This is a genomic window from Marinifilum breve, assembly GCF_003202155.1.
In the GTDB taxonomy this organism is placed as follows: domain Bacteria; phylum Bacteroidota; class Bacteroidia; order Bacteroidales; family Marinifilaceae; genus Marinifilum; species Marinifilum breve.
Genome location: NZ_QFLI01000010.1, coordinates 24406 through 48200, shown reverse-complemented (window position 1 = coordinate 48200; position 23795 = coordinate 24406). Strand labels below are relative to the sequence as shown.

18 protein-coding genes are annotated in these 23795 nt (G+C 34.1%); 2 read left to right on the top strand and 16 right to left on the bottom strand.

The window, feature by feature from the left end:
* Positions 1–110: 110 nt before the first annotated feature.
* The 3 genes from polA to DF185_RS18430 all read right to left on the bottom strand — a co-directional run bounded on the left by polA (position 111) and on the right by DF185_RS18430 (position 3843).
* Positions 111–2885, bottom strand: a complete 2775-nt coding sequence (gene polA, locus DF185_RS18440; RefSeq protein ID WP_110362382.1) for a DNA polymerase I — start codon at positions 2883–2885, stop codon at positions 111–113.
* A 164-nt stretch (positions 2886–3049) separates the two neighbouring features.
* Complete coding sequence (locus tag DF185_RS18435) at positions 3050–3499, bottom strand: 6-pyruvoyl trahydropterin synthase family protein (RefSeq protein WP_110362380.1); 450 nt, start codon at positions 3497–3499, stop codon at positions 3050–3052.
* Between the two features lie 44 nt (positions 3500–3543).
* The gene (locus DF185_RS18430; protein WP_110362378.1) at positions 3544–3843 is read right to left on the bottom strand and encodes an ArsR/SmtB family transcription factor; all 300 of its coding nucleotides are present in this window, start codon (positions 3841–3843) and stop codon (positions 3544–3546) included.
* Between the two features lie 203 nt (positions 3844–4046).
* Here DF185_RS18430 and DF185_RS18425 point away from each other — a divergent pair, with 203 nt between their 5' ends.
* Positions 4047–5033, top strand: a complete 987-nt coding sequence (locus DF185_RS18425; protein ID WP_110362376.1) for a polyprenyl synthetase family protein — start codon at positions 4047–4049, stop codon at positions 5031–5033.
* On the opposite strand, the gene DF185_RS18420 is transcribed toward DF185_RS18425, so the two are convergent.
* From DF185_RS18420 to dtd, 4 genes are all read right to left on the bottom strand, one after another.
* Complete coding sequence (locus DF185_RS18420) at positions 5034–6944, bottom strand: PAS domain-containing protein (RefSeq protein ID WP_110362374.1); 1911 nt, start codon at positions 6942–6944, stop codon at positions 5034–5036.
* A gap of 128 nt (positions 6945–7072) precedes the next feature.
* Entirely contained in the window at positions 7073–7972 is a 900-nt protein-coding gene (deoC, locus tag DF185_RS18415; RefSeq protein WP_110362372.1) for a deoxyribose-phosphate aldolase, read from the bottom strand.
* 152 nt (positions 7973–8124) lie between these two features.
* Positions 8125–8466: a nucleotide pyrophosphohydrolase gene (locus tag DF185_RS18410; RefSeq protein ID WP_110362370.1), complete on the bottom strand. Its 342-nt coding sequence runs from the start codon at positions 8464–8466 to the stop codon at positions 8125–8127.
* A complete protein-coding gene (gene dtd / locus DF185_RS18405; RefSeq protein WP_110362368.1) occupies positions 8467–8919 on the bottom strand; it encodes a D-aminoacyl-tRNA deacylase in 453 nt (150 codons plus the stop codon).
* Between the two features lie 181 nt (positions 8920–9100).
* On the opposite strand from dtd, the gene lplA reads away from it, so the two are divergent.
* Positions 9101–10084, top strand: a complete 984-nt coding sequence (gene lplA, locus DF185_RS18400; RefSeq protein WP_110362366.1) for a lipoate--protein ligase — start codon at positions 9101–9103, stop codon at positions 10082–10084.
* 70 nt (positions 10085–10154) lie between these two features.
* On the opposite strand, the gene uvrC is transcribed toward lplA, so the two are convergent.
* From uvrC to DF185_RS18355, 9 genes are all read right to left on the bottom strand, one after another.
* Positions 10155–11957 carry an excinuclease ABC subunit UvrC gene (uvrC, locus tag DF185_RS18395; RefSeq protein ID WP_110362364.1) on the bottom strand — a complete coding sequence of 601 codons (1803 nt, stop codon included), beginning with the start codon at positions 11955–11957 and terminating at the stop codon, positions 10155–10157.
* Positions 11958–11978: 21 nt separating this feature from the next.
* Complete coding sequence (ade, locus tag DF185_RS18390; RefSeq protein ID WP_110362362.1) at positions 11979–13622, bottom strand: adenine deaminase; 1644 nt, start codon at positions 13620–13622, stop codon at positions 11979–11981.
* A gap of 134 nt (positions 13623–13756) precedes the next feature.
* Positions 13757–15634, bottom strand: coding sequence for a tRNA uridine-5-carboxymethylaminomethyl(34) synthesis enzyme MnmG (gene mnmG, locus DF185_RS18385; protein WP_110362360.1), 1878 nt, complete (start codon positions 15632–15634; stop codon positions 13757–13759).
* A gap of 150 nt (positions 15635–15784) precedes the next feature.
* Complete coding sequence (gene ybeY / locus DF185_RS18380; RefSeq protein WP_110362358.1) at positions 15785–16210, bottom strand: rRNA maturation RNase YbeY; 426 nt, start codon at positions 16208–16210, stop codon at positions 15785–15787.
* Positions 16211–16618 (bottom strand): ATP-binding protein, encoded by a 408-nt coding sequence (locus DF185_RS18375; RefSeq protein WP_243421795.1) that lies wholly within the window; start codon positions 16616–16618, stop codon positions 16211–16213.
* Complete coding sequence (locus DF185_RS18370; protein WP_110362356.1) at positions 16611–19907, bottom strand: coiled-coil domain-containing protein; 3297 nt, start codon at positions 19905–19907, stop codon at positions 16611–16613. The genes DF185_RS18375 and DF185_RS18370 overlap by 8 nt, the downstream gene beginning before the upstream one ends.
* A gap of 23 nt (positions 19908–19930) precedes the next feature.
* On the bottom strand, positions 19931–21064 hold the full coding sequence (locus DF185_RS18365) for a murein hydrolase activator EnvC family protein (RefSeq protein ID WP_165836069.1): 1134 nt from the start codon (positions 21062–21064) through the stop codon (positions 19931–19933).
* A 101-nt stretch (positions 21065–21165) separates the two neighbouring features.
* Positions 21166–22032 (bottom strand): lipoprotein insertase outer membrane protein LolB1, encoded by an 867-nt coding sequence (lolB1, locus tag DF185_RS18360; protein ID WP_110362352.1) that lies wholly within the window; start codon positions 22030–22032, stop codon positions 21166–21168.
* Positions 22022–23794 (bottom strand): tetratricopeptide repeat protein, encoded by a 1773-nt coding sequence (locus DF185_RS18355; RefSeq protein ID WP_110362350.1) that lies wholly within the window; start codon positions 23792–23794, stop codon positions 22022–22024. Before DF185_RS18355 ends, lolB1 begins: the two co-directional genes overlap by 11 nt.
* Position 23795 lies beyond the last annotated feature (1 nt).

Here is a 23795-nt window from a genome sequence, read left to right as displayed (position 1 = left end):
TCCGATCGGTAAATACTGGGCTACAGAGGATTCTATTTAATCATATATAAAAAATGCCGAACAAAGAACTCAATCTCCATTCGGCATTTGTAATATTTTATTCCTGATAATTAGTGTGCCTGCAACCAGTTCTCTCCTACTCCCATATCAACGGTAAGTGGCACTGAAAGCTGCACTGCATTTTCCATTTCCTCGCGAAGAATTACTTTCATTTGTTCCAATTCAGATTTTAAGCAATCGAAGTTCAATTCATCATGCACCTGAATGATCATTTTCGATTGCATTCCCTCCTTTTTCATTCTTTTGTCGATGTTGATCATGGCAATTTTGATTACATCGGCAGCAGAACCCTGAATTGGTGCGTTAATGGCATTTCTTTCGGCCACTCCACGCACTATTGCATTGCTCGAATTGATGTCCTTCAAATATCTTCTACGGCCCATCAAGGTCTCTACATATTCATCCTCTCGCGCTTTCTCAATACTTGCATCCATAAAGGCTTTTACTTCAGGATAAGACTCAAAATATCCATCTTTAAGCTCTTTTCCCTCTTTTCTCGAGATATCCAATCGTTCGGCTAATCCCCAAGCTGAAATTCCGTAAATAATACCAAAATTGGCAGTTTTCGCACGAGATCGCATGTCTTTGCTTACCTCTTCAACAGGTAGTTTGTAAATTTTTGCCGCTGTTGCCTGGTGAAAATCAGCTGCATGATTAAATGCATCAATCATGTTCTGATCCTTACTCATGTGAGCCATCAAACGCAATTCTACCTGCGAGTAATCGGCAGATAAGAAGATGTGTTCATCTGTTGAAGGAACAAATGCCTTACGGATATATCTTCCCTGCTCCGTTCTAATTGGAATGTTCTGCAAGTTTGGATTGGTAGAACTCAATCGTCCCGTTGCGGCTTCCGCCTGATTGAATGATGTATGAATTTTGCCAGATGCTTGGTTAATATAGGTTGGTAAAGCTTCCACATAGGTCGAAATCAATTTCTTCAGCGATCTAAAATCCAAAATCTTTTGAATGATTTCGTGTTTGCCTTTGAGTTTGGCCAGTACAGCTTCGGAAGTTGAGTACTGTCCTGATTTGGTTTTCTTGGCTTTGCTGTCCAATTCCATTTTTTCGAACAAAACCTCTCCCAACTGTTTTGGCGATGCTACATTGAACTCAACACCTGCCATTTCTTTAATTTCAGCCTCTATCCCATTTACTTCTTCGTTCAGTACTTTGGCGTAATCATTCAAGGTAGGAACATCAAGCGATACACCATTGAATTCCATATCGGCCAAAATGCTCATAAGAGGCATTTCTACCTCATTAAACAACTTGATCAGGCCATTGTCCTCCATTTGCTTTTCGAGCTCCGATTTAAGCTCTAAACCCAATACAACTTCTTCGCAATACTGATCGTGCTTTACTGGTTCAGGTTCCATCATCAAACTCAATTGAGCTTTTTTCCCTTTGCCCTTTACCTCTTCCTGAATTACATTGTAATTCAAAACAGAATTGGCAACAAAGGAGAATTCATGTTTCAATTCTGGTTGAATTAGATAATGTGCAATCATGGTATCGAAAATTGGAGCCTTCACTTCACAACCCAACCAACGAAGCGCTAATATGTCTTTTTTGCAATCGTGACCAATTTTGATGATTTTCTCATCTTCGAAAATATATTTGAATTCCTGGGCCACTTTTTTGGCTTCTTCCAAATTCTCCGGAAATGGAACAAAAAAAGACTTGTCGCTCTTAAATGAAAAGCACAATCCTCTCAATTTTGAGGTGTTTGGATCGGAATCTGACAAAATTGTTCTAAAAGCAAACTCATTTTGAATACACAATTCTGCCTTTAAATCGGCCCTTACCTGCTCGTTATCAAGTACAAAAAACTTAGAGTTTAAAGTATTTATGTCTCTGAGAATGATTTCTTTTTCTTCTGTCGAATCACTGTCCGTAGATTTCTCATTCTGAGAGTCGAAAAGTTCAGTTTGATTTTTAAACACTCTTTCAGCAAGCGTAAAAAATTCCAATTCTTTAAAAATGGCTCTCAATTTGGCTTCGTCGAAATCTATCAACTTAAATTTCTCTTCATCGAAATCTATAGGAGCATTCAATGCAATTGTTGCCAACTCTCTCGAAAATCGAACCTGCTCTTCTGAAGCTACAATTTTTTCTTTCTGCTTTCCTTTTAACTGATCGGTATTCTCATAGAGTCCATCTATTGATTTATACAATCCAATCAATTTTTGTGCAGTCTTTGGTCCAATACCAGGACAACCAGGGATATTATCTGCCGAGTCACCCATTAAGCCCAAATAATCAATAATCTGATCTGCAGTTTCTACACCAAAGTTTTCTCGAACTTCAGGCAATCCCCATACTTCTACTTCTTTTCCCGATCGTTTTGGTTTGTACATGAAAATGTTTTCACTTACCAACTGGGCATAATCCTTATCGGGAGTCATCATGTAAACCGAAAACCCTTCCTTTTCAGCTTTCTTAGCCAAAGTTCCAATAACGTCATCTGCTTCAAAACCTTCCACATCCAATTCAGGAATATTAAAACCTTGAATAATGCTTTTGATGTAAGGAATTGATTTACGAAGATCCTCGGGCATTGGTGGACGCTGTGCTTTGTACTCCTTGAACATCTCATGACGGAAAGTTGGTCCTACAGGATCAAAAACAACTGCGATATGTGATGGCTTCTCTTTCTCTAATACTTCGAGTAAGGTATTGGTAAATCCAAGCATGGCAGAAGAATTAATGCCTGTTGAAGTAAATCTTGGATTCTTGATAAATGCGTAATACGATCTGTATATCAAGGCAAAAGCATCTAATAAAAATAGCTTTTTGCCGGAATTGCTAACTGATGAGTGCATAAAAAATGTATGTATTAAATGTATCCAAACAAAAATACAAGATAATACTGCTATCGCAATTATCAATGAGTAATTATTAATGAATAATTACAGGATGGATTGCAGATTAAGAGTATAAAAAAGCCCGAATGTATAATTCGGGCTCATCCTATATTTTCAAGGTATTATTCGTTATCAGAAGCATACCACTCTGCAAATGATGTTGCGGTTTCGTGCAGTTTTAATGAATGTAACTCGACTCCCTGTGGTAATCTGTTCTTAATTCTTTCTGCAAAATCAGCAATCATGTTTTCACAAGTTGGCTGGTAATCCATCACAAAAAAGCGATCGAACATCTGCGGAATATTCAATTGATCGATATCAGGTGTGTCTTTGCTAAGTACCAAGGCATGATCCAATTGATCAACAATTTCCTCTGCTACAATCCCTTTTAAATCTCCAAAATCCATTACCATTCCCAATTTAGGATTTGATTTATCGGTTATTGGTTCTCCAATTACCGTAACAAATAAAATATAAGAATGACCATGAATATTTTTACACAATCCATCATAGTTCCATAAGGCATGTGCCATTTCAAAATGGAACTCTTTCGTTAATCTAATCTTTGCCATTGTTTACTTCATAAAAAAAACCGGTTTCATCCGGTTTTAAATCTTTATCCATTAGTACAATTGCTGATGCAATCAACAATATTACTCAAACTACAGTGCTTTAAGAAATAATAAGTGTTTTTCCCTTCTCGTTTTGATGAAAGAACACCTTTATCCTTTAAAATTCCCAAATGATGAGAAGTTGTAGATTGTTCTATTTTTAATAATTCATGAATTTCAGTCACCGTTAGCTTCTTGCCATCTTCCAGATAACCCAAAATCGCAATTCTCATTGGATGGGCGATTGCTTTTAGCATATTAGCCGCCTTCTCCAGTTTTTCAGGTTCTAATTCTTTAATTTTCATACACTAAGATTAATCACGTAAATTATCAAATGCAAATATATAAATATATTCGTGAATGAAAGGCATAATCATATCGAAATATTTAAATTTCTCGTTTTGTATATAATTTATTTGTAGTCTTAATAAAAACGAGATATTTGTATCTTAAAATTTAGATTCAGCAAGGCTTCCATGAGAAGTTTAAATTGTTAACTTTGGTTTCTATGAGTTTGAAAAAAAGCAGTATTAGTATTATTAAAGCTCCTATTGAGAAGGAAATGAAACAGTTCGATTCTTACTTTAAGGAATCGATGAAAAGCAAAGTTCGCTTACTAGATATTATCAATAATTATATTATTAAACGTAAAGGAAAGGAAGTAAGACCTATCCTTACCTTTCTTAGCGCCAGATTACTGGGAGATATTCAAGAGTCGACTTACGTTGCTGCTGCTTTAACTCAATTATTACATACTGCCACACTTATTCATGATGATGTGGTAGACGAAGCCTACGAAAGAAGAGGTTTTTTCTCGATTAATGCACTTTGGAAATCGAAAGCAGCAGTTTTAGTTGGCGATTATTTACTTTCAAAAGGATTGCTTGTTGCTCTTGAAAATAAAGAGTACGATCAGTTACAAGTTGTTTCGGATGCTGTTAGAGAAATGAGTGAAGGGGAACTTCTACAACTGGAAAAATCACGTAAGCTTGATATTACAGAAGATGTTTATTTTGATATCATTTACAAGAAAACAGCAAGTTTAATTGCCTCTTGTACCCAACTTGGAGCTTTATCGGTTGGAGCAACAAAAGATCAACAAGAAAAATTAAAGAGATTTGGAGAATGCCTGGGAGTTGCCTTCCAAATGAAGGATGATTTATTCGATTACGAAAAACAGGGTAATATTGGCAAGCCAACGGGTAATGATATTAAAGAAAAGAAGCTCACTCTCCCATTGATATATGTTCTTAGAAATGTTTCTGATAAGGAACGCAAATGGGCTCTTAAAATCATTAGAAAGCACAACAAGAATTCTGAAAAAGTAAATGAATTAATTCAGTTTGTGAAGGAAAAAGGTGGAATTGATTACACTAGAAACAAAATGCTGGAATACAAACAGAAAGCATTAGAAATATTGTCTAATTTTCCTGAATCTGAAGCCAATACATCTTTGAAAGAGCTGGTAGAATACACCATCTCGAGAACAAAATAATTAATTAGCTTTAGGCAAACTAAAAGTGAAAGTACTGCCTACAGCTACTTCACTTTGCACTGTAATGCTTCCTCCATTTTTTTCTATAAACTCTTTACAAAGTATAAGCCCTAAGCCTGTACCTGACTCCTCTTTGGTTCCCAATCGGGTATAATTGGTATCAATTCTGAATAATTTTTGCTGATTTTCAGGACTAATGCCTATTCCACTATCCTGAACACTACAAATCACCTGATTCTTTTCCTCTGTGATTTGAATTTTTACACTTCCATCTGTTTCGGTAAACTTTAATGCATTAGAAACCAAATTTCGAATTACGGTTTCAAGCATATATTTATCAGACAAAACATTGGCTTTCGGATTACCATCTACTTCAATGGAAATATTTTTACTCTCGGCTACTGCCCTATGAAGAAGTAAATTTGAATCAAAAAGATCTCGAAGCTGAATGCTCTCAGGTTTTAATTTAATTGCCCCTGTTTGTGCTCTTGACCATTCCAAAAGGTTTTTCAAAAGATTGTATTCCTGCTTCACCGAAGAATCAATTAATTCAATCATTTCAGAAAGCTGTTCTCTTTTCATATCAATATGATTCTCCTTTAAAATATGCACGATAGGTAACATCGCGTTAAAAGGATTTTTTAAATCATGAGCGATAATTGAAAAGAATTTATCTTTTGTTTTTACAGCTTCTTCCAATGCCCTTTCGTTTAATTTACGAGCAGTAATATCTCTCGCTACTGCCAAAATTGTTTCAGTTTGACCTTCTTCGTCAAACTCTGGAATTAACTGCCAATCAAAATATTTATCTTCTCCATCGACCTGAATTGAAAACTCAACAGCTTTTAACTTCGAACTTTGAAAAACTTTATTCATCTCTTCCTCCCAAAACTTACACATGTGTTCTGGAAAACCAAGTTCATCGTGCGTTTTTCCAATAAACTCCTCAGGTTCAATGTTCAAAAGTGTTTTCGTGGCAGAATTAACAAACAAATGTTTGTAGTTTTTATCGAATCGCATAATCAGATCCGGAGCATTCTCGACTAAAGTTCTGAATCGCTTTTCACTTATTTTTAAATCTTCTTCTGCTTTTTTACGCTTCTCTAAATTTCGAAGAGAAACGAAAAATAGCCTTTGCCCTTGTAAAGGGATAAGCGTTGCACTTATTTCAACTGGTATTCTTTCTCCTGATTTACGAATCAATTCAGTTTCAAATAGCAAATGATCTTTCTCTTTCATATGCTCTTGGCGACTACCAAATTTCATGGAATAACGAGGATCATCAATGTCAATTACCGATAATCCTTTAAACTCCTCCACGCTATATCCTAATAAAACAGGTAATTTGGATCCAAAATCCAAAATATTACCATTGGAGTCATGAATTAAAAATGCATCTCCAGCAGATTCAAAAATATTTTTGAAAAACTCTTCTCTTTGTCCTACTTTATCTACAAGTTGATAATAACCACTAATATCCTTACTTTCAATTACCAAACGTTCAACAATTCCTTCTTCATTTAAAATGGGGCTAACCGTTTTTTCCTCAAATTTAATGGCGTTATTGAATTCGTATGATTTTAAAAATCGATTTGCATTTCTTGTACTAACAACCTCTTTAACAATACATTCTTTACATGCTTCATCTAAATCGTAAAAAGCTTTGTAGCACTTATCTCCAATAATTTCATTTCTTTTTTTACCTAATTGACTTAAACGGTTTTTGTTTACTTCTATAAGAGTAAAATCAGAATCAATTACAGACAAATATTCTTGTGTTTGACTTTTTGCATTTCTTAATAAATGTTTTACCAAACCAGATTTTGCTCCAAAAGATTCTTTTACAGCTTTTAACTCAGTTTCAAGCTCTTTTATTCTTAATAGCAGATGTTCTGTAGATTCTTTGTACATCGAGTTAAAAATTAACAGCAGGGTGATTTATATTATCAATATTTTTCTGAAGTTAAATGTTTTTTTTGCTTTAAAAACAAAAAGTCGGAAAAATTTTCCGACTCTTGCTAAAAATTATATTCACAATATTAAAAATATGTGATTGTCTTTTCTTCTCCTGTTTCTATTTTATGAATTTCGGTAAGAAGATTGTTTGCCAAACTTGAAGCACCAATTCTTAAGTACTCGTTATTCAACCACTTCTCTCCTAGATTTCTATTAGAAATTGAGTAAAATTCAATGGCATCTTTCGCTGTTGAAATTCCTCCTGCAGGCTTAAATCCAACCATTCTGCCAGTTTTCTTATGATATTCAGCAATTGCCTGAGTCATGATGTGAGCAGCTTCCAAAGTTGCATTAACAGGAACTTTACCAGTTGATGTTTTGATAAAATCTGCGCCAGCTTCCATTGCTAATATTGAAGCGGTTCTAATATTCGTTGCTGTTTTTAACTCGCCAGTTTCTAAAATCACTTTCAAGTGTCCTTTTCCACAAGCTTCTTTTTGAGCTACAATCTCATCGAATACAGTTTGATAATCGCCTGCAAGAAATGCTCCAATCGAAATAACGATATCAATTTCGTCTGCTCCTTTTTCAACAGCCATTTTGCACTCTAATGCCTTAACTTCAATGTATGATTGAGAAGATGGGAAAACACCGGCCACAGAAGCAATATTTACTCCTTCTGCTTTTAAGTTTTCATTTAATGTTGGAACCTGGTAAGGATATACACAGATCGCAGCAACATTTGGCATGTCAAAATCATTCCGGAAGTTATTTACATTATCAGCAAAACTTTTGGCTCTTTCGTGTGTATCTGTAGAATTTAAAGTTGTTAAATCGATTAACGAAAAGTTCTTCTTTAAATTCTCTACACTGTACAATGAATCAAAATCAGAAGCAATAATCTCTTTTACTTGATTTGCTACCTCCTGATCGTTCAATTCTAAATTGTACGTTTTCAAGATCTCTAAAATGTTTTTCTTCATTTTTTGACGTTTCAAAAATGTAATTAATTAAATTTTAACCGGTTGCGAATATTTTCGCTGATTTTTCCATTTCGTACTTTTCAGTACTCCTCGTAAAGCCACAAAACTATATAAAAAAACAGTTCTTTGTGTCTGATTTTGATCTTATTTCACTAATCAGTAGAAAGTTTCGTATTTTCTTTGTGTCGATTCGCATCTCGATTTGTTTTCTTCTCGAGATTTTTAATCAATGCCTCATTCAAATCAACACCAGTTTGATTGGCCAAACAGATCAAAACCCAAAGCACATCTGCCATTTCATCGGCTAAATCAATTTTCTTATCCTTTTCTTTGAAGGATTGCTCTCCATATTTCCTCGATATAATTCTAGCAACCTCTCCCACTTCTTCAGTAAGAATAGCCATATTGGTAAGCTCATTAAAATAGCGAACGCCGAATTCCTTAATCCAGTTATCCACTCTTTTTTGGGCTTCTTTAATCGTTAAATTATCCATCTATTCTTTGTTTTTGGTATCTATTAAAATCGTAACTGGTCCATCGTTCACCAAAGCAACTTCCATATGAGCACCAAATTTTCCGGTCTCTACATTTGCTCCAGATTCATTTCTTAATTTTTCCACAAAGTACTCATATAAAGGCACCGAAATATCAGGTTTTGCAGCTGCTATGTATGATGGTCTATTCCCTTTTTTGGTCTTGGCATGCAAGGTAAATTGACTCACTGCAAGTATGTTGCCTTTTACATCAAGTAAAGATTTGTTCATTACACCCTCTTCATCATCAAAAATTCTAAGATTACAAAGCTTTTTGCTCAACCAATCGGCATCTTCCTCCTTGTCTTCATTCTCAATTCCAACCAAAATCATCAAGCCTTCATCAATTTTACCAACAACTTCTTTTTCAACTGTTACTGAGGCCTTACTTACTCGCTGCACCACAACACGCATAACTAAATATTTATTAAGATGTTTATATCTGTTTTAGATTTTAAAGATAAGGCTCTCCACTTAAGTTTCATTGATGAAATCGATGACATGTTCAAAAAAAACAACTTATTAAAATTGAGTCTAAATTAAAACTTTTCACAAATATTAATCATATTTGTGTTAGAAAAACAAAATCCAAAACATGAATTATTTCATTAGCAATTCAAACGATCCATATTTTAATCTTGCCTGCGAAGAATATCTTCTTAAGAACTATGATGAAGATTTCTTTTTCGTATACATCAATCAAGACGCATTGGTGGTGGGAAAACATCAAAACACACTTGCAGAGATTAACCTTGATAGAGTAAATGAGGAAAATATTCCAGTAGTTCGTCGTTTATCTGGTGGCGGAACAGTTTATCATGATTTTGGAAATTTAAACTATTGCTTGATTAAAAAAGGTGAAAAAGGAAAGTTGGTCGACTTTAAAGGCTATAGCTCTCCAATAATTCAAGCACTGCAAAAACTTGGAGTAAATGCAAAATTCGAAGGAAAAAGTGATTTGACAATCGATGGAAAGAAATTTTCAGGAAATGCGTCCCATGTATACAAGAACAAGGTTATGCAGCATGGCACAATGCTTTTTTCAAGCGATTTAAAGCGTTTAAACCAATTACTGAAGGTAAATCCCTTAAAATTTAAAGATAGAGGCGTAAGATCTATTAGAAGTCGAGTAACGAATATCTCAGATTATCTTTCCTCTCCTATTTCCATTTCAGATTTTGCAGATAGAGTCATTCTTGAATTTGCTCTTACTTATCCAAATTCAAAACCATTTACTTTTTCAAATGTAGATATTGCTGCCATTGAAAACTTGAAAACAAATAAATTCTACACTTGGGAATGGAACTTTGGATATTCCCCAAATTACAAGTTCGAGAAAATTTGCAACTACCCTTCAGGTAAAATTCTGGAAATCGAAATGCAAATTGAAAAAGGTGTCATTACAGATATCGATATTTCGGGCAATTGCATTAAAAAAGAAGATTTTAATCTATTTCTTGAAACAATTAAAGGATCAAATCACATCAATTCATTGATTTACAATATACTTAATGACACTAATTTAGACTTATACTTTAATAAAATAAGCACAAAAGAATTATATCAATTATTTTTCTGAGCATTTATAGTGTTGTAAATGTCTGAAAAGGAGTAATTTGCGATCGATAATTACATTTAAATAAATCATTCTAATTAAAATATTTCCAAATACTTAAGCCTTTTGAATTCCCAATTTCTTCTGAAATTTCATTTAATGTAGCCTTCTTCACATTTTCAACAGACTTAAACCTTTGGATTAACTTTTGAACCGTCTTCGGACCGATTCCATCAATTCTATCCAATTCGGAACCAATAAATGCTTTTGAACGCTTTTGTCTATGGAATGTAATTGCAAATCGATGCGATTCATTTCTCAAATGCTGAATAATTTTTAATGTTTCTGAATTCTTATCTAAGTATAATGGATAAGGATCTCCTGGAAAATAGATCTCTTCTAATTTCTTCGCAATACCTATTACAGAAATTTTACCTCGCAAATTCAATTTACCCAAGCTATTTAGAGCTGCCCCCAATTGTCCTTTCCCCCCATCAATAACTATTAATTGAGGTAATGTCTGATTTTCATCCAGCAATCTTTTGTATCTACGATAAATGATTTCTTCCATCGAAGCAAAATCATTTGCACCAACCACCGTTTTAATATTAAAATGTCGATAATCCTTTTTATAAGGTCTACCATTCCTAAAGACAACACAGGAAGCAACCGGATTTGTTCCTTGTATATTGGAGTTATCGAAACATTCAATGTGTATCGGTTCATCTTTCAATCTCAAATCCTTTTTCATTCTTTCCATAATTCGATCTGCATTGGGCTGTTTTCTCGATTTCTCCCCTTGCTTTAACTTCTCGAGACGGTAATATTTGACATTACGCAGAGACAAGTCCAGTAATTTTCGTTTGTCGCCACGTTGAGGAATCAAGCATTTTACTCCGCTAAAAGATAGGTCTATTTCAAAAGGAACTAAAATCTCTTTTGCAGTGCTAAATATTTTTTGTCGAATTTCAGTAATTGCTAGAAGTAGTAAATCCTCCTTACTCTCTTCTATTTTCTTTTTTAACTCAATTGTGTGTGCTTGAATTATTGCCCCATTTACAACTTTTAAGAAATTAACGTAGGCAGATTCTTCATCCTCCAAAATAGAATAGACATCAACATTATTAATAGATGGATTTACAATAGTAGATTTGCTTTGATATTTATCTAAGAGTTCAAGTTTTTCTTTAATAGCATGTGCCTCCTCAAACTTATACTCTTCTGCCAGTTCTGTCATCTTTTCTTTAAGATGAGAAGTTACCATTCGAATATTTCCTTTGAGTATATTTCGGATGGCTTGAATGGTATCCATGTATTCTTCCTGATTGATTTTGCCTTCACATGGAGCCTTACAATTGCCAATATGATATTCCAAACAAACTTTAAATTTTCCATTTAAAATCCCTTCTGAATTCAAACTTAAATTACATGTTCGAAGCTTGTACAAAGATCGAATCATATCCATAAGTGTTCTTACCATTTTCACACTAGTATATGGACCGAAATATTCCGATCCATCTTTCACTAGGTTTCTCGTTACAAACACTCGAGGAAAATTCTCTTTCTTTATACATATCCAAGGAAAAGACTTATCGTCTTTCAACAATACATTATACCTAGGCTGATGCTTTTTAATAAGGTTATTTTCCAACAATAATGCATCCTCTTCCGTGTTTACAACAATATGCCGTATCTCAGAAATTTTTCGGACCATGATATTGGTTTTAGCATTATCATGTACCTTATTAAAATAAGAAGCTACTCTTCGTTTTAACCTCTTGGCCTTCCCTACATATATAATGGTATTATTCTCATCATAGAATTGATACACTCCTGGCTCTTCAGGTAAAGCTGAAATTAGCGATTTTAAATGGTCAATATGCTTGTTTTTAATCATCGAATCAGAAAGAGAGAATTACTATTCGTTGGCAAATAAATCTACGACTTTAAATTGGTCTACATCAAACAACCCTTTATCAGATAACTTTAATTTTGGGATAACAAGAAGCGACATAAAAGCAAGTGTCATAAAAGGTGATTCAAAATCAGAACCTAATTCTGATGCAAATTCAGACAAATCTGAGTATTCTTCCAAAAGTTGGCTACCAGTTTTATTTGACATCAACCCTGCCACTTCAAGTTTTACAGATTTACTCTCACCATTATTAACAGCTACAATCCCACCTTTTAATTCTATTAAAGTATTAATGGCATGTACCAGCTCTTCATCATTAGTTCCAATGGCAATGATATTATGGCTGTCATGTGCAATACTTTCTGCAATGGCTCCTTTTTTAAACCCAAATCCTTTAACAAAACCAACTACTGGTTTCCCATTATCATACCTACTCATGACAACCATTTTTAAAAGATCATTCTCTACATCTGCTACAAGATTCGAATTCTCAATTTTAGGCTCACATAGAATAGAATCGGTAATCAAATCTCCATCCTTGGCAACCATTACTTTTATTTTACCGTTCTTAGGTTGAACAGAGATTTCAGATAAACGTATAGGCTTGCGACTAAAATTATTCAATAGAATTTCGTTGTGAACTTCGAAAGATGGATTACCATTTTCAAGTATGCACTCCCCTTTTCTATATGCTTCCATTATGGAAAATTGTTCCAAGTTATCCACCAAAATAAAATCTGCTGAATCACCAGTTTGAAGTAATCCTAGATCCAAAGCGTAGTGATGAATTGGATTGTAACTTGCAGCTCTAAGTAAATTAAAAATGTCATATCCTTTTTTCAGACCTTTTTTAATTAAGTAGTCAATATGACCATTTTCTGCCATATCATCTGGATGAAGATCATCTGTACACAACATTACTTTATCTGGATGTGATTCGAGTAAAGAACATAGTGAATCGAAATCTCTTGCTGCACTACCCTCTCTAATTTGAATCATCATACCCAAAGTAATTTTCTCTAATGCTTCCTCAATAGTGGAACATTCATGATCTGCTGAAATTCCTGCTGCAACATATTTTTTCAGATCTGCACCTTTTAATCCTGGAGCATGACCATCTATCTTTTTTCCTAATTTTTTACAGGCAATAATTTTCCGTAGTACTTCAAGATCTTCTTCTACTACTCCTACAAAATCCATTACCTCTGCCAGGCAAACTACCTCTTCTCTTTTAAGTAAACTTTCAACAATATTACTATCTAATACAAATCCTGAGGTTTCATGTTCTGTTGCTGGGACACAGGAAGGCACTCCAAATTTAATTTCTAACGGAACCTTCTTTGCATCATTAATCATGAAATCCACTCCTATTTCCCCTAATACATTTGCAATTTCGTGAGGATCCGTAACCAAACCCAAAGTTCCACACTTTACAGCTTCCGCTGCAAATCGACTTGGAATTAACAAAGAACTTTCAATATGCATATGAGAATCGACTAGTCCTGGCAGTATATATTGATCGGGAACATCTTGTTTTGAAACTATAGATTTAATGTATCCATTGACTACTTCAATTTCACCTGAAATAATTTCTCTTGAAACTACATCTACAATTTTACCCGATATTTTAAAATTTTGATCTTTCATGATAGAGATTTTAAGAGTATAAATATACTTACAAAAAGGCCCGAAACTATCCCTTTGTTTACAACAAGGAGATCGATTTCGGGCGTTTTAAGGAGTAAACTTTTGAAAAATACTCCTTGGTTCCACGTGGAACATTATCGTCCCATAAGTACCAAAAGAACGTTTATATCACTTGGAGAGACCCCTGAAATGCGTGAAGCCTGTCCAATTGTTTGCGGCTGAATCTTATCCAACTTTTGTCTAGCCTCGGTAGATAAAGACTGTAATGTCATATAATCAAATCTACCTTTTATATCGATATTTTCCAAACGAGTTAGCTTATCTGCTATTAATTTTTCTCTATCGATATATCCACTATATTTTATTAAAACCTCAGCCGCTTCGATAATTTCCTCTTTACGATTTGGAATTTCATCTACCATCTCTTTTAATGGTGATACATCTTCAATAAGATCTTGGATACCTACTTGAGGACGTAGAATAATATCGTATAATTTTACTCCTTGTTTCAAAGGACTCGTACCTAATTTTTCCAATACAGGATTTAAGAATTTTGGTTTACAACTAAACTCCTTACAAAATTGAAATAATTTATCTCTGTACAGAATTTTCTCTTTAAGTAAATCCATTCTTTCCTGATCAGCCAAACCCAAGTCAAATGCTTTTGGAGTTAATCGGACATCAGCATCATCTTGGCGAAGCAATATTCTATATTCTGCTCGAGAGGTAAACATTCTATAAGGTTCGTCCACCCCTTTTGTAACCAAATCATCAATTAAAACCCCAATGTATGCTTCATCTCTTTTTAGAGTAAATGCTTGTTTACCTTGGACAGATAAAGCTGCATTAATACCCGCCATCATTCCTTGAGCACCGGCCTCTTCATATCCTGTGGTTCCATTAATTTGACCTGCAAAATACAGTTTTGAGATAATTTTGGTTTCCAATGTATGGAACAACTGAGTTGGAGCAAAGTAATCATACTCGATTGCATATCCAGGACGATACATTTTTACATTTTCCAAACCAGGAACTTTTTGCAGTGCTTTCAATTGAACATCCCAAGGCAAACTTGATGAAAATCCATTAATGTAATATTCGTGAGTATTCTCCCCTTCCGGTTCCAAGAATAAAAGGTGCTCATTCTTTTCTGCAAAGGTTGAAAGTTTAGATTCAATACTTGGACAATATCTTGGACCTGTACTTTGAATGGTACCATTATACATTGGCGAATCTTCAAAACCTTCTCTCAAGTTATCATGAACTTCAGGATTTGTATAAGTAATATAACAAGGTCTCTGACGAAGTGTATTCTCTACATGATTATTCAAATAAGAGAATTGGTAAAAACCTTCTTCTCCGCCCTGCTCTCTCATTACAGAAAAATCAATGGTTCTTCCGTCTAATCTAGCTGGCGTACCCGTTTTCATTCTTCCTACTTCGAAACCAAAAGACTTTAATTGTTCACTAATACCAAATGATGCAGGTTCTGCAGAACGACCTCCTGTTTCTTGTTTTCGTCCAATATGCATTAAACCATTCAAAAAAGTACCATTGGTTAATACAACAGTTTCTGAGAATATATCAATTCCCAGTTTGGTTTTTACCCCTTTTACAACACCATCTTCAACAATAATTCCAACAACAGCATCCTGCCACATGTCCAAATTGTCTGTATTTTCAACAATTTTGCGCCATTCTGCTGAGAAAATCATTCTATCACATTGTGCTCTTGGACTCCACATTGCCGGTCCTTTTGATCTATTCAACATTCTAAATTGAATGGATGAACGATCCGTAACAATACCGGTATATCCGCCTAATGCGTCAAGTTCACGAACAATTTGACCTTTCGCAATTCCACCTATTGCAGGATTACAAGACATTTGAGCAATCTTGTTCATGTCCATTGTTATTAAAAGAACAGATGAACCAAGATTAGCTGCAGCAGTTGCTGCTTCACATCCTGCATGTCCAGCCCCTACTACTATTACATCATATTTAGGCAACATACTATTATAAGATATTTGTATTCTTTATTCCTTATTTACCTACAAAGATAAATAAATTAAACTAATCCGCTGAATATCAAAACACTAGAAAACAACATCACCTTCTAACATCTTGTAATCCAGCAAAATAAATTAAAAAATTTCACAAATTTAAATAATCTTGGAAAGTAATGCTAATGATTCATCCTCCTTTTGTGTCATGATGGCCTGATCTTCATCAGTTTTATCATCAATCCCTAACAAATGAAGCACACCATGAATAATAACACGATGGAGTTCCTCTAAATACTCACATTTGTAATCTTCTGCGTTGTCACGCACTGTATCAACGCTAATAAAAAGATCTCCCGAGATAATATTGGCTACGGTGTAATCGAAGGTTATAATATCTGTATAATAATCGTGATTAAGGTGTTCACGATTCATTTCCAACAGGTAATCATCGGAGCAGAAGTAATAATTTATCTCTCCTATTTCGCCGCCATTATTAACGACAACGCGATTGACCCAATCGCTAATGCGTTTTTGATCAATCGCGGGAATTTCTGTTTCACACGAATTATATGTAATCAACATCTATGCAAATCTAAATTTCATATCAACTAATGCGCCATTTTCGCAGAATTCAATATCATCAGCTAAATGATTCATAAGGAAAATACCTCTACCATGTGTTTTTTCAATATTCTCAGGTAAGGTTGGATCAGGAATATTTTCAAAATCAAAACCAGATCCTTCATCTTCAACAATAAACTGAATGGCTTCTTCGTCGATATTGAACTCAACCTTTACGTTTTTTGAGACATCTAATCGATTACCATGAAGAATGGCATTATTAACAGCTTCTATAATAGCTACAGAAATTTTACCGTAAATTTCAGAGCTTAAATTGTAGGAAGATGAAATATCATCTATCAATCTTTCAACCCTACTTATGTTTTCTAGTTCAGATGGAAATACCAACAAGTTATCAGATTTAGTCATTATTAAGTTTTATCATATAATCCAAGTACAACTTATTATAATAGTCGAACAATTTCACATTTGAGTCATAAAACACTCCTTCAAAATCTGTTCGTACTCTTTTATACTCAAATATTTCTCTAGGGTTACTCAATTTTAAAATATTTCCTGATTTACTTTCTCGTTTCTTATCAAAATCTTTTTCCCTATGGGCGTTTTCAGCTTCTAACAATTTTGAAAAAATCCGATTTTGGCGTAAAATCATATTCGAATTTATCGAAAAATTAGAAATGTCCGACTCCATTTGGTCAAGCATTTTGGTTACTTCACGTAAGATTTTCTCACTTTCGTTTCCCAGCCCCCCATTTTGGAGCATTTCTTGCAAATTTTGACGATACATTTCTTGTTGCTGTAAGAATTTCCCCAACTTCTCTTTGGAGTCTTTTCCTGATTTTCCATTTTTCATATCAGAAATTAATTCTTCAAGCATTTTTTTAAGTGATTTTTGATCCGATTTCAAGCCAGAAAAAGATGGTTGCCCTCCTTTTTGATCTCCCATTTGATCTCCAGGCATAGTATTTGCCATTTGTTCCATCATCTGCTTCAAGGCCTCCAACAAAAAAACACTTAACTCATTAACGTCAGTTAAAACTTTTTGTTGCGCTGTTGCCGCCTGTATTTTTCTTCTCTCACTTGCTTCGGTAATGACTTTTTCCAGCTCGTTTTCGATATTAAAAATTCGATTACCAATTAATGAAGCTACTTGCGGAGATCGAGTTGATAAGGCAATTAACGAATCTTGTATAAGAGCATATTCCTCTTTTAAATCGCCTTGTTTTTCAATCATTTCAACATACTTTGGATTTAAATAACCAATTCTTTTAAAACCATTTAAAACCTCTTCTTGCTGAAAGGAAAATTCAATCAAATTATTCATTAATCGAATTAAATTACCGATATCAGCAGTCATTTGTGCTGATGTACTATTGGCAATATTATCATTCAACTTTTGAGCAAAACTTTTTTGTTTGGTAGAGGTTTTTTTCATATTCTTTGCCCCTTTACCAATTTTATTGTTCTCAAAAAATTGATTTGATTCTTGTATCATTTCATCAATTTCGTCTTGTAGATCGTTTAAATCTCCATCGAAATCATATGGTTTCTGAATAGAGGAGTTTTTATCAAGAACATCTTTTAAATCCTCTTTCAATTCATTCCACTTTTCCTCTCCCAACTTCTGATCTTGCATTATTTTCTCAGAATCTTTTCGATTCTTATTAGCCGATTTATCTTGCTCTTCAGCCAATTTATTAATTCGATCTGTCAATTGCTGAACGCGAACTTCAATTTCATATCTTTCAAGCAATTGTAAATTTCTATCCAATTGTTTTTGAAAATCATCCACGGACATTTTTAGCTTATTCCCTAACTTATTGATATCTTCAGATTTAAGATCTTCAGCCAATTTATTAAACTCATCAAATAACTTTTGCAGTTCAGGATCCATTATTTTTTCAAGCAAATCTTCTATTTGCTTCTGCTTTTCCATTAAAAGAGGATCATCCATACCAGTTGAGTTCATCAAACGATTTTTACGCTGATTTTCCTGAATCACTTCTTGCAATAAATCATCCAACTGCTTTTTCTTATTTCCTATTTCATTAAGCAATTGTTCTTGCTGCCATTTCTCTGCTGATCCATCCAATGTGTTTTTTTGCATGCGCAAAATATCTTGCTGTATGGATTCACTTAATTGAATACTCTGGTTAATTTTACTTCCTATGCTATCCTGAACAGCGGTATTCAAATCATAAAGTTGTTTCGAATCAGGAATGTAATAATTGAATTGTTCTGAACTTGCTTTCTTTGCACCATTAATTCCATCATTATCGAAAACTTCGAAATAATATTTTACGTTGCTTCCCTCTTGAAAATTTTCGGATGCAAAATCGAAAGAGAAGAAAAATTCCTGAGCACTTAAATTTCGATTTAAAGATATAGGAATATACACCGGAGGTAAATTATCTGCTTCGTAAACAAATCTCAATTTTGAAAATCCATAATCATCTTTTATCTGACCACGAAAATAATATCCCGATTCAATCAATGAGTCTTGAATACTTGCAATTTTAATTTGTGGATACAAATCCGGAACTACATCAACATTGTATTTTGCATAGGTTTCTCTATCAAATTCCTTATTACTTAGATAAATCCTATATGAATTTTGTTTTCTGATTTTTCGAGAAAACTGAAGTCTATTTCCATCTAAAATTAACGGACTAGGATTCAGTGAGTCAGAAAAAATCAATTCTCCTGTACTTGAAAAGTCTGTTTCGAACACCCATTTCAACTCAGAACCTTCTGGTACACTGACATCTCCGATGTTTTTTTCAATCCGTAAAGGTAATTTTGTATAGGTCGGAGATTTTATTGAAATAGAAAAATTTTTAATGCCAGGCTTCGAAATCACCGTAATTTTAAATTCTTCGGAAATAACTTTTCCTGATTGTAGTCGAAAACTGATGTCGGAGTTGATATTTCGGAACAAATAGGAAAATTCTATCGAATTTTCTTTTTTCATCAAAAACCTCGAATTATCTGTAAGTAAGTAAACTTCGTTGGGAATGTACTTTCCTTCAGTACGAGCTTTTAAGCTAAAATTAGAGCCTTTAACTGCTCTTCCAGTCCAATTATCCAACTCAAATGAAAAATCGGCAAGAGGCGTGTATTTTGTACGGTAATTAACGAGTCTTTCCATACTGTTTGAGTACATATCAGGAATTAAAAAATGCACTAAAGCAATTACAGTTGCAATGGCAAACAGGTACTTTAAATATTTATAATTTGCTTTAAACGAAACTGCATTTCGGAAAGGGATAATTTTAACCGATTCGATTCTTTGATTGATACTGGCCAAGAGCAAAGAATTCTCTTTTTGATTAATTTGCTCAGCTTGCTCTGTTAATTCGAGGGTATTGATTAGTTTGTCCTGAAGATCCGGAAAATGTGTTGAAATAATATCAATTGCTTGGCGGTACGAAATTCGTTTTCCAATTTTTAATAATCCAATAATTGGACGAATTAGAAACTGATATCCTAAAACAATAATTAATACAACAGAAAAAAAGATTAGTGTTGTTCTAATAGCTACCGATAGGTATAAGAAATACTCGGAAAAAGAGATTAGGAAAAAGTAACTTAAAAGCAATACAATACATAGCAGAAATCCACGTAACAGTAAATTTTGGTAATGTTTGCGAATAAAACGATCCAGTTTCGCAATAAAAATATCCCGATTATTTTCCATTACTTATCTTCTACGCAATACAATCAGTTACGATACAACCACTGTGCAGGATTTAATTTGGTGCTTCCCTTCCACAATTGAAATTTTAATACGGTTTGGTCCTGTGTATTATCAGTGTAAACTACACCTATTTTTTCTTTTGATTGAACTAAATCTCCCTTTTTTACATTTACACTCGCCAAATTTGAATATACCGAGAAGAACTCACCATGTCGGATAATAACAACATTATTTAGACCAGGCATGGAAAGAATGTGAGTAACCTCACCTTTAAACACCGATCTGCAATCCGATTTGGAATCTGTTGTAATATTTACACCATCGTTACGAACGGTAACATGCCTTAAAACCGGGTGTGGATGTTCTCCAAATTTTTCTGAAATAAAACCGGTTTTGGTTGGCCATGGCAGCTTTCCTTTATTCTTGTCAAACGATAGGGAAAGAGTTTTATCTTCTGGAGTAATGGCATATTTTCCTGAAGATTTGCTCGATTTTCTAGCCAATCGTGCCTGGCGTTCTATAATTTTTTGGATTTCCTTTTGTAGCTTTTGAGCGTATCTCTTTTGCTTTCTCAGATCATCGCGAAGTTGTTTCTCGCGCTTTTTTAACTTTTGAACTAATGCTGATTGTTGTGATTTTTCGGCTGATAACTTGTTGTTTTCTTCTGTTTTTTGAGCCAAAAGATCCACTTTTTCCGCCTTAACTTTATTTAATTCCACAATTTTAGCGGATAAAGAATCCTTTTTAACTCCAATGTTTTTTCCCTGTTTCCTACTGTATTCGGAGAATTGCTGAAGGTATTTGTACCGTTTATAAGCTTGATTAAAATCCTTGGAAGAAAGTAAAAACATTAACTTTTCGTAGGAATTTCTCTGCTTGTGAGCGTAAACAATAACCTTGGCATATTGCTTTTTTAGTTTCTCCAACTCATTTTCCAGTTTTGAGATATCTCTATTCTTTTGGATAATTTGTTTGCCAATGTAGCTTATTTCACTCTCAATTGAATTTATTAATGATTGTCGTGATCGAATTCTTTGGTTCAATAAATTCAAGCGACCTAAACTAACTTTCTTGTCTTTTACGGTGTTTTTAATGAGCGTATTCGTGTATGCTATGTCTTTTTCGTTCTGTTCTTTACGTTTTTTTAGTGTCGACATGCTTGTCTGCGAAAATCCATCTACAGTTAAAATTACCAGTAGAAAAATTATGCACAGCGGAAATTTAAAGAATCTTTTTCTTGAAACGCCCATAATCTATTTTAAGGATATATTCTTTCGTACTTACTTGAAATCTTAAATGAAAACTTCAGTTTATCATCGAAAGCAATCTTATTAAATTTAACACTACAAGATAATAAATGTTTCGGATCAATAACCTCAAAACTTAATCGCTGTGGAAATTTACGATCTTCATACATTTTAAAATCTCGGTATTTTACGCTAACATCTCGCAAATCAACAAAATCCTTAACCAAAACATCCGTAATCCTCATTAATGATGGATCAATATCAACTCTTTGGTATCCAAATCGAGACAATCTTTTCAATTTATCCTTACGAAGTTTACGATCAACTTTTCGCGATTTTTCAGAGGTGAAAACGTACATGTTATCTATAATTCGCCCGTTGAAACTTCGAATAAAAGATTTTTCTTTCTCCCCATTTGTTGCCTGAAAAACCGAATTGGTAAGAATTGCTTGCAAAGATTTAAAATTTAAGTCTACATTCAGTTTTTTTCTAAAGAAATCATAGTCATCTATGAAGTATTTCTTTTTCATTCTGTCAATCATTTTAACAGAATCCTGACTAATCATTAAACGAGCTACTTCTAAACCTCCAACCGGCGCGGTGATTGAAATCCAAATCAAACTGTCTTTTTGAATTTTTATAGCTCCCTTAAAGCTCTTCTTTACACCATCAACAGTATAATTTGCAGAGAATTTCTTTACGAATAAGGTGTTGTAATGTAAACTGCTGTCAATTAAATTCCTATACAACTTTGCATCCGACATTGGTTTCGCTTTTATCACACCAAGGTCGTAGGTTGTTTTACATGAAAACTGAATAAAAGCCATGATTAAAACCATGGCTCCCAAGTATATTTTTGAATGTAACTTATTCTTCATCTTTTTGTTCTTCAGGAATTGTTCCTGTTTTTACTTTTTCTGCCAGATATTCTGATCCTTCACCCAACTCCATTGCTTTCTTCCACTCTACCATGGCTTTCTCACCTTCTCCTAACCTGTATAATATGTCGCCATAATGTTCCACCTGTACAGCAGAATCATCGCCTCCGAACTGTAAAGCCCTCTCCATGGTTTCCTTTGCCTCTTTGTATTCTCCTAATCGGTACAGAACCCAAGCATGAGTATCAAGGTAAGTTGGATTTTCTGCTTCCAACTCAATACATTTTGAGCTCATTTTTTTTGCTTTTTCAAGCTGTTCACCACGAACCGAAAGATAATAACTATAGTTATTTAATACGATCACATTATCAGGCTCATACAAAAGAACTTCATCATACGATTTAAATGCTTTTTCAGCGTCACCATTTTGGTAATAAGCATCACCCATATAAGTTTTGAACTGGATACGCAATCTTATATTGTCGCCAACGTACATCATTCCATTTTCGAATGCAGTAATGGCATTTTTATAATCGTTCTTTTGAGCTGCTGCTACTCCTTTAAAAACATACAAAAGAGGTTGACTTGGAAAGTATGTTAATGCTTCTGTACTTACCTTTAACATACCATCAAAATCCAACAATTCATTATAGATCAGCAATAATTCTTCCCAAACTACATAATTGGATTTTTCATCTTCCAATACCTTTTCCAAATGATATTTGGCACCTTCATTGTCTTTTCTTTTTCTTAAAAAATCAGCGTACAAAGCATGAACACGAACATGTCCTGGATGCACATTTACTAAAGTGTCAAGTAAAGACTTCAAATAATCATCAGATAATTCAGGTTGATCGGGTGCCATTAGCATGGCAATTAAATACTGGATTTTCTGATCTGCCTGCACCTCTTCTTGTTCAAATGCCTTTGCTAATGAAGCATTCGCCTTTTCGACTTCACCTTTCTTTCTATAAAAATCAGCCAAATAAAAATGAACCAAACCATTATTTGGATCAATTTTTAAAATTTCCTGATATTGCTTAAAGGCTTTTTCTTCTTCGTTATCAGCCAAATATAAGTCGGCTAACATTCCATAAAAATCAGCACGATAGGGATACTTTTTAATCAGTTTTTGAACCTCTGCATATGCAGATTTCTTATCTCCCATTTTAATGTAAAGCCTCTCCTTTTCAAGAGAAACACCTTCCTGAATTCCTTCTTTTTTCTCCAATCGATCGTAAACCTCTATAGCTTCTTCAAACTTCTCAACCGAAGCATACAAAGCAGCTTGCAGATAAAAGAAATCATTTCTTTCTGGATACATTTCAATCAACTCATCGTAAACCTTACAAGCATGATCAATCATGCCTTTCTTTTGGTAAATATTTGCCAATTGAATCTGATACCAAAGATTACGAGGCTGCTGTGCTACCGCACCTCTAGATAATTCAAGAGCACTGTTGTAGTTTTCTTTACTTAGGTAAATATTCGCTAATTCGTATCGTACAACAGCACTCGAAGGATCTATTTTAAGACAGGAAACATACAAAGAAATTCCTTTTTCTACCTCACCAAGTAAAATGGCCTTGGTGGCCTCGGCAAAAGCGTAGTCAAACTCCAACTTTTGCTGTTCTGTAAGTTTCACTTCTTTTTGAAGCTTATCCTTTTTGGTAGATTTTACACTCTTTGCATGAGAAGGAATGCTGCATAAAACACAGCCTCCAACCAAGATTGATAATAACAATTTTCTTCCCGCCTTCATC

Bases quoted from the DNA above. Each gene is read 5' to 3' on its own strand.
- lplA (WP_110362366.1), top strand. From the start codon at position 9,101: ATGAATTATTTCATTAGCAATTCAAACGATCCATATTTTAATCTTGCC.
- ybeY (WP_110362358.1), bottom strand. From the start codon at position 16,210: ATGTTGATTACATATAATTCGTGTGAAACAGAAATTCCCGCGATTGAT.
- DF185_RS18425 (WP_110362376.1), top strand. From the start codon at position 4,047: ATGAGTTTGAAAAAAAGCAGTATTAGTATTATTAAAGCTCCTATTGAG.
- DF185_RS18365 (WP_165836069.1), bottom strand. From the start codon at position 21,064: ATGTCGACACTAAAAAAACGTAAAGAACAGAACGAAAAAGACATAGCA.
- deoC (WP_110362372.1), bottom strand. From the start codon at position 7,972: ATGAAGAAAAACATTTTAGAGATCTTGAAAACGTACAATTTAGAATTG.
- DF185_RS18355 (WP_110362350.1), bottom strand. From the start codon at position 23,794: ATGAAGGCGGGAAGAAAATTGTTATTATCAATCTTGGTTGGAGGCTGT.
- dtd (WP_110362368.1), bottom strand. From the start codon at position 8,919: ATGCGTGTTGTGGTGCAGCGAGTAAGTAAGGCCTCAGTAACAGTTGAA.
- DF185_RS18430 (WP_110362378.1), bottom strand. From the start codon at position 3,843: ATGAAAATTAAAGAATTAGAACCTGAAAAACTGGAGAAGGCGGCTAAT.
- DF185_RS18410 (WP_110362370.1), bottom strand. From the start codon at position 8,466: ATGGATAATTTAACGATTAAAGAAGCCCAAAAAAGAGTGGATAACTGG.
- ade (WP_110362362.1), bottom strand. From the start codon at position 13,622: ATGAAAGATCAAAATTTTAAAATATCGGGTAAAATTGTAGATGTAGTT.
- DF185_RS18370 (WP_110362356.1), bottom strand. From the start codon at position 19,907: ATGGAAAATAATCGGGATATTTTTATTGCGAAACTGGATCGTTTTATT.
- lolB1 (WP_110362352.1), bottom strand. From the start codon at position 22,032: ATGAAGAATAAGTTACATTCAAAAATATACTTGGGAGCCATGGTTTTA.
- mnmG (WP_110362360.1), bottom strand. From the start codon at position 15,634: ATGTTGCCTAAATATGATGTAATAGTAGTAGGGGCTGGACATGCAGGA.
- uvrC (WP_110362364.1), bottom strand. From the start codon at position 11,957: ATGATTAAAAACAAGCATATTGACCATTTAAAATCGCTAATTTCAGCT.
- DF185_RS18435 (WP_110362380.1), bottom strand. From the start codon at position 3,499: ATGGCAAAGATTAGATTAACGAAAGAGTTCCATTTTGAAATGGCACAT.
- DF185_RS18375 (WP_243421795.1), bottom strand. From the start codon at position 16,618: ATGACTAAATCTGATAACTTGTTGGTATTTCCATCTGAACTAGAAAAC.
- DF185_RS18420 (WP_110362374.1), bottom strand. From the start codon at position 6,944: ATGTACAAAGAATCTACAGAACATCTGCTATTAAGAATAAAAGAGCTT.
- polA (WP_110362382.1), bottom strand. From the start codon at position 2,885: ATGCACTCATCAGTTAGCAATTCCGGCAAAAAGCTATTTTTATTAGAT.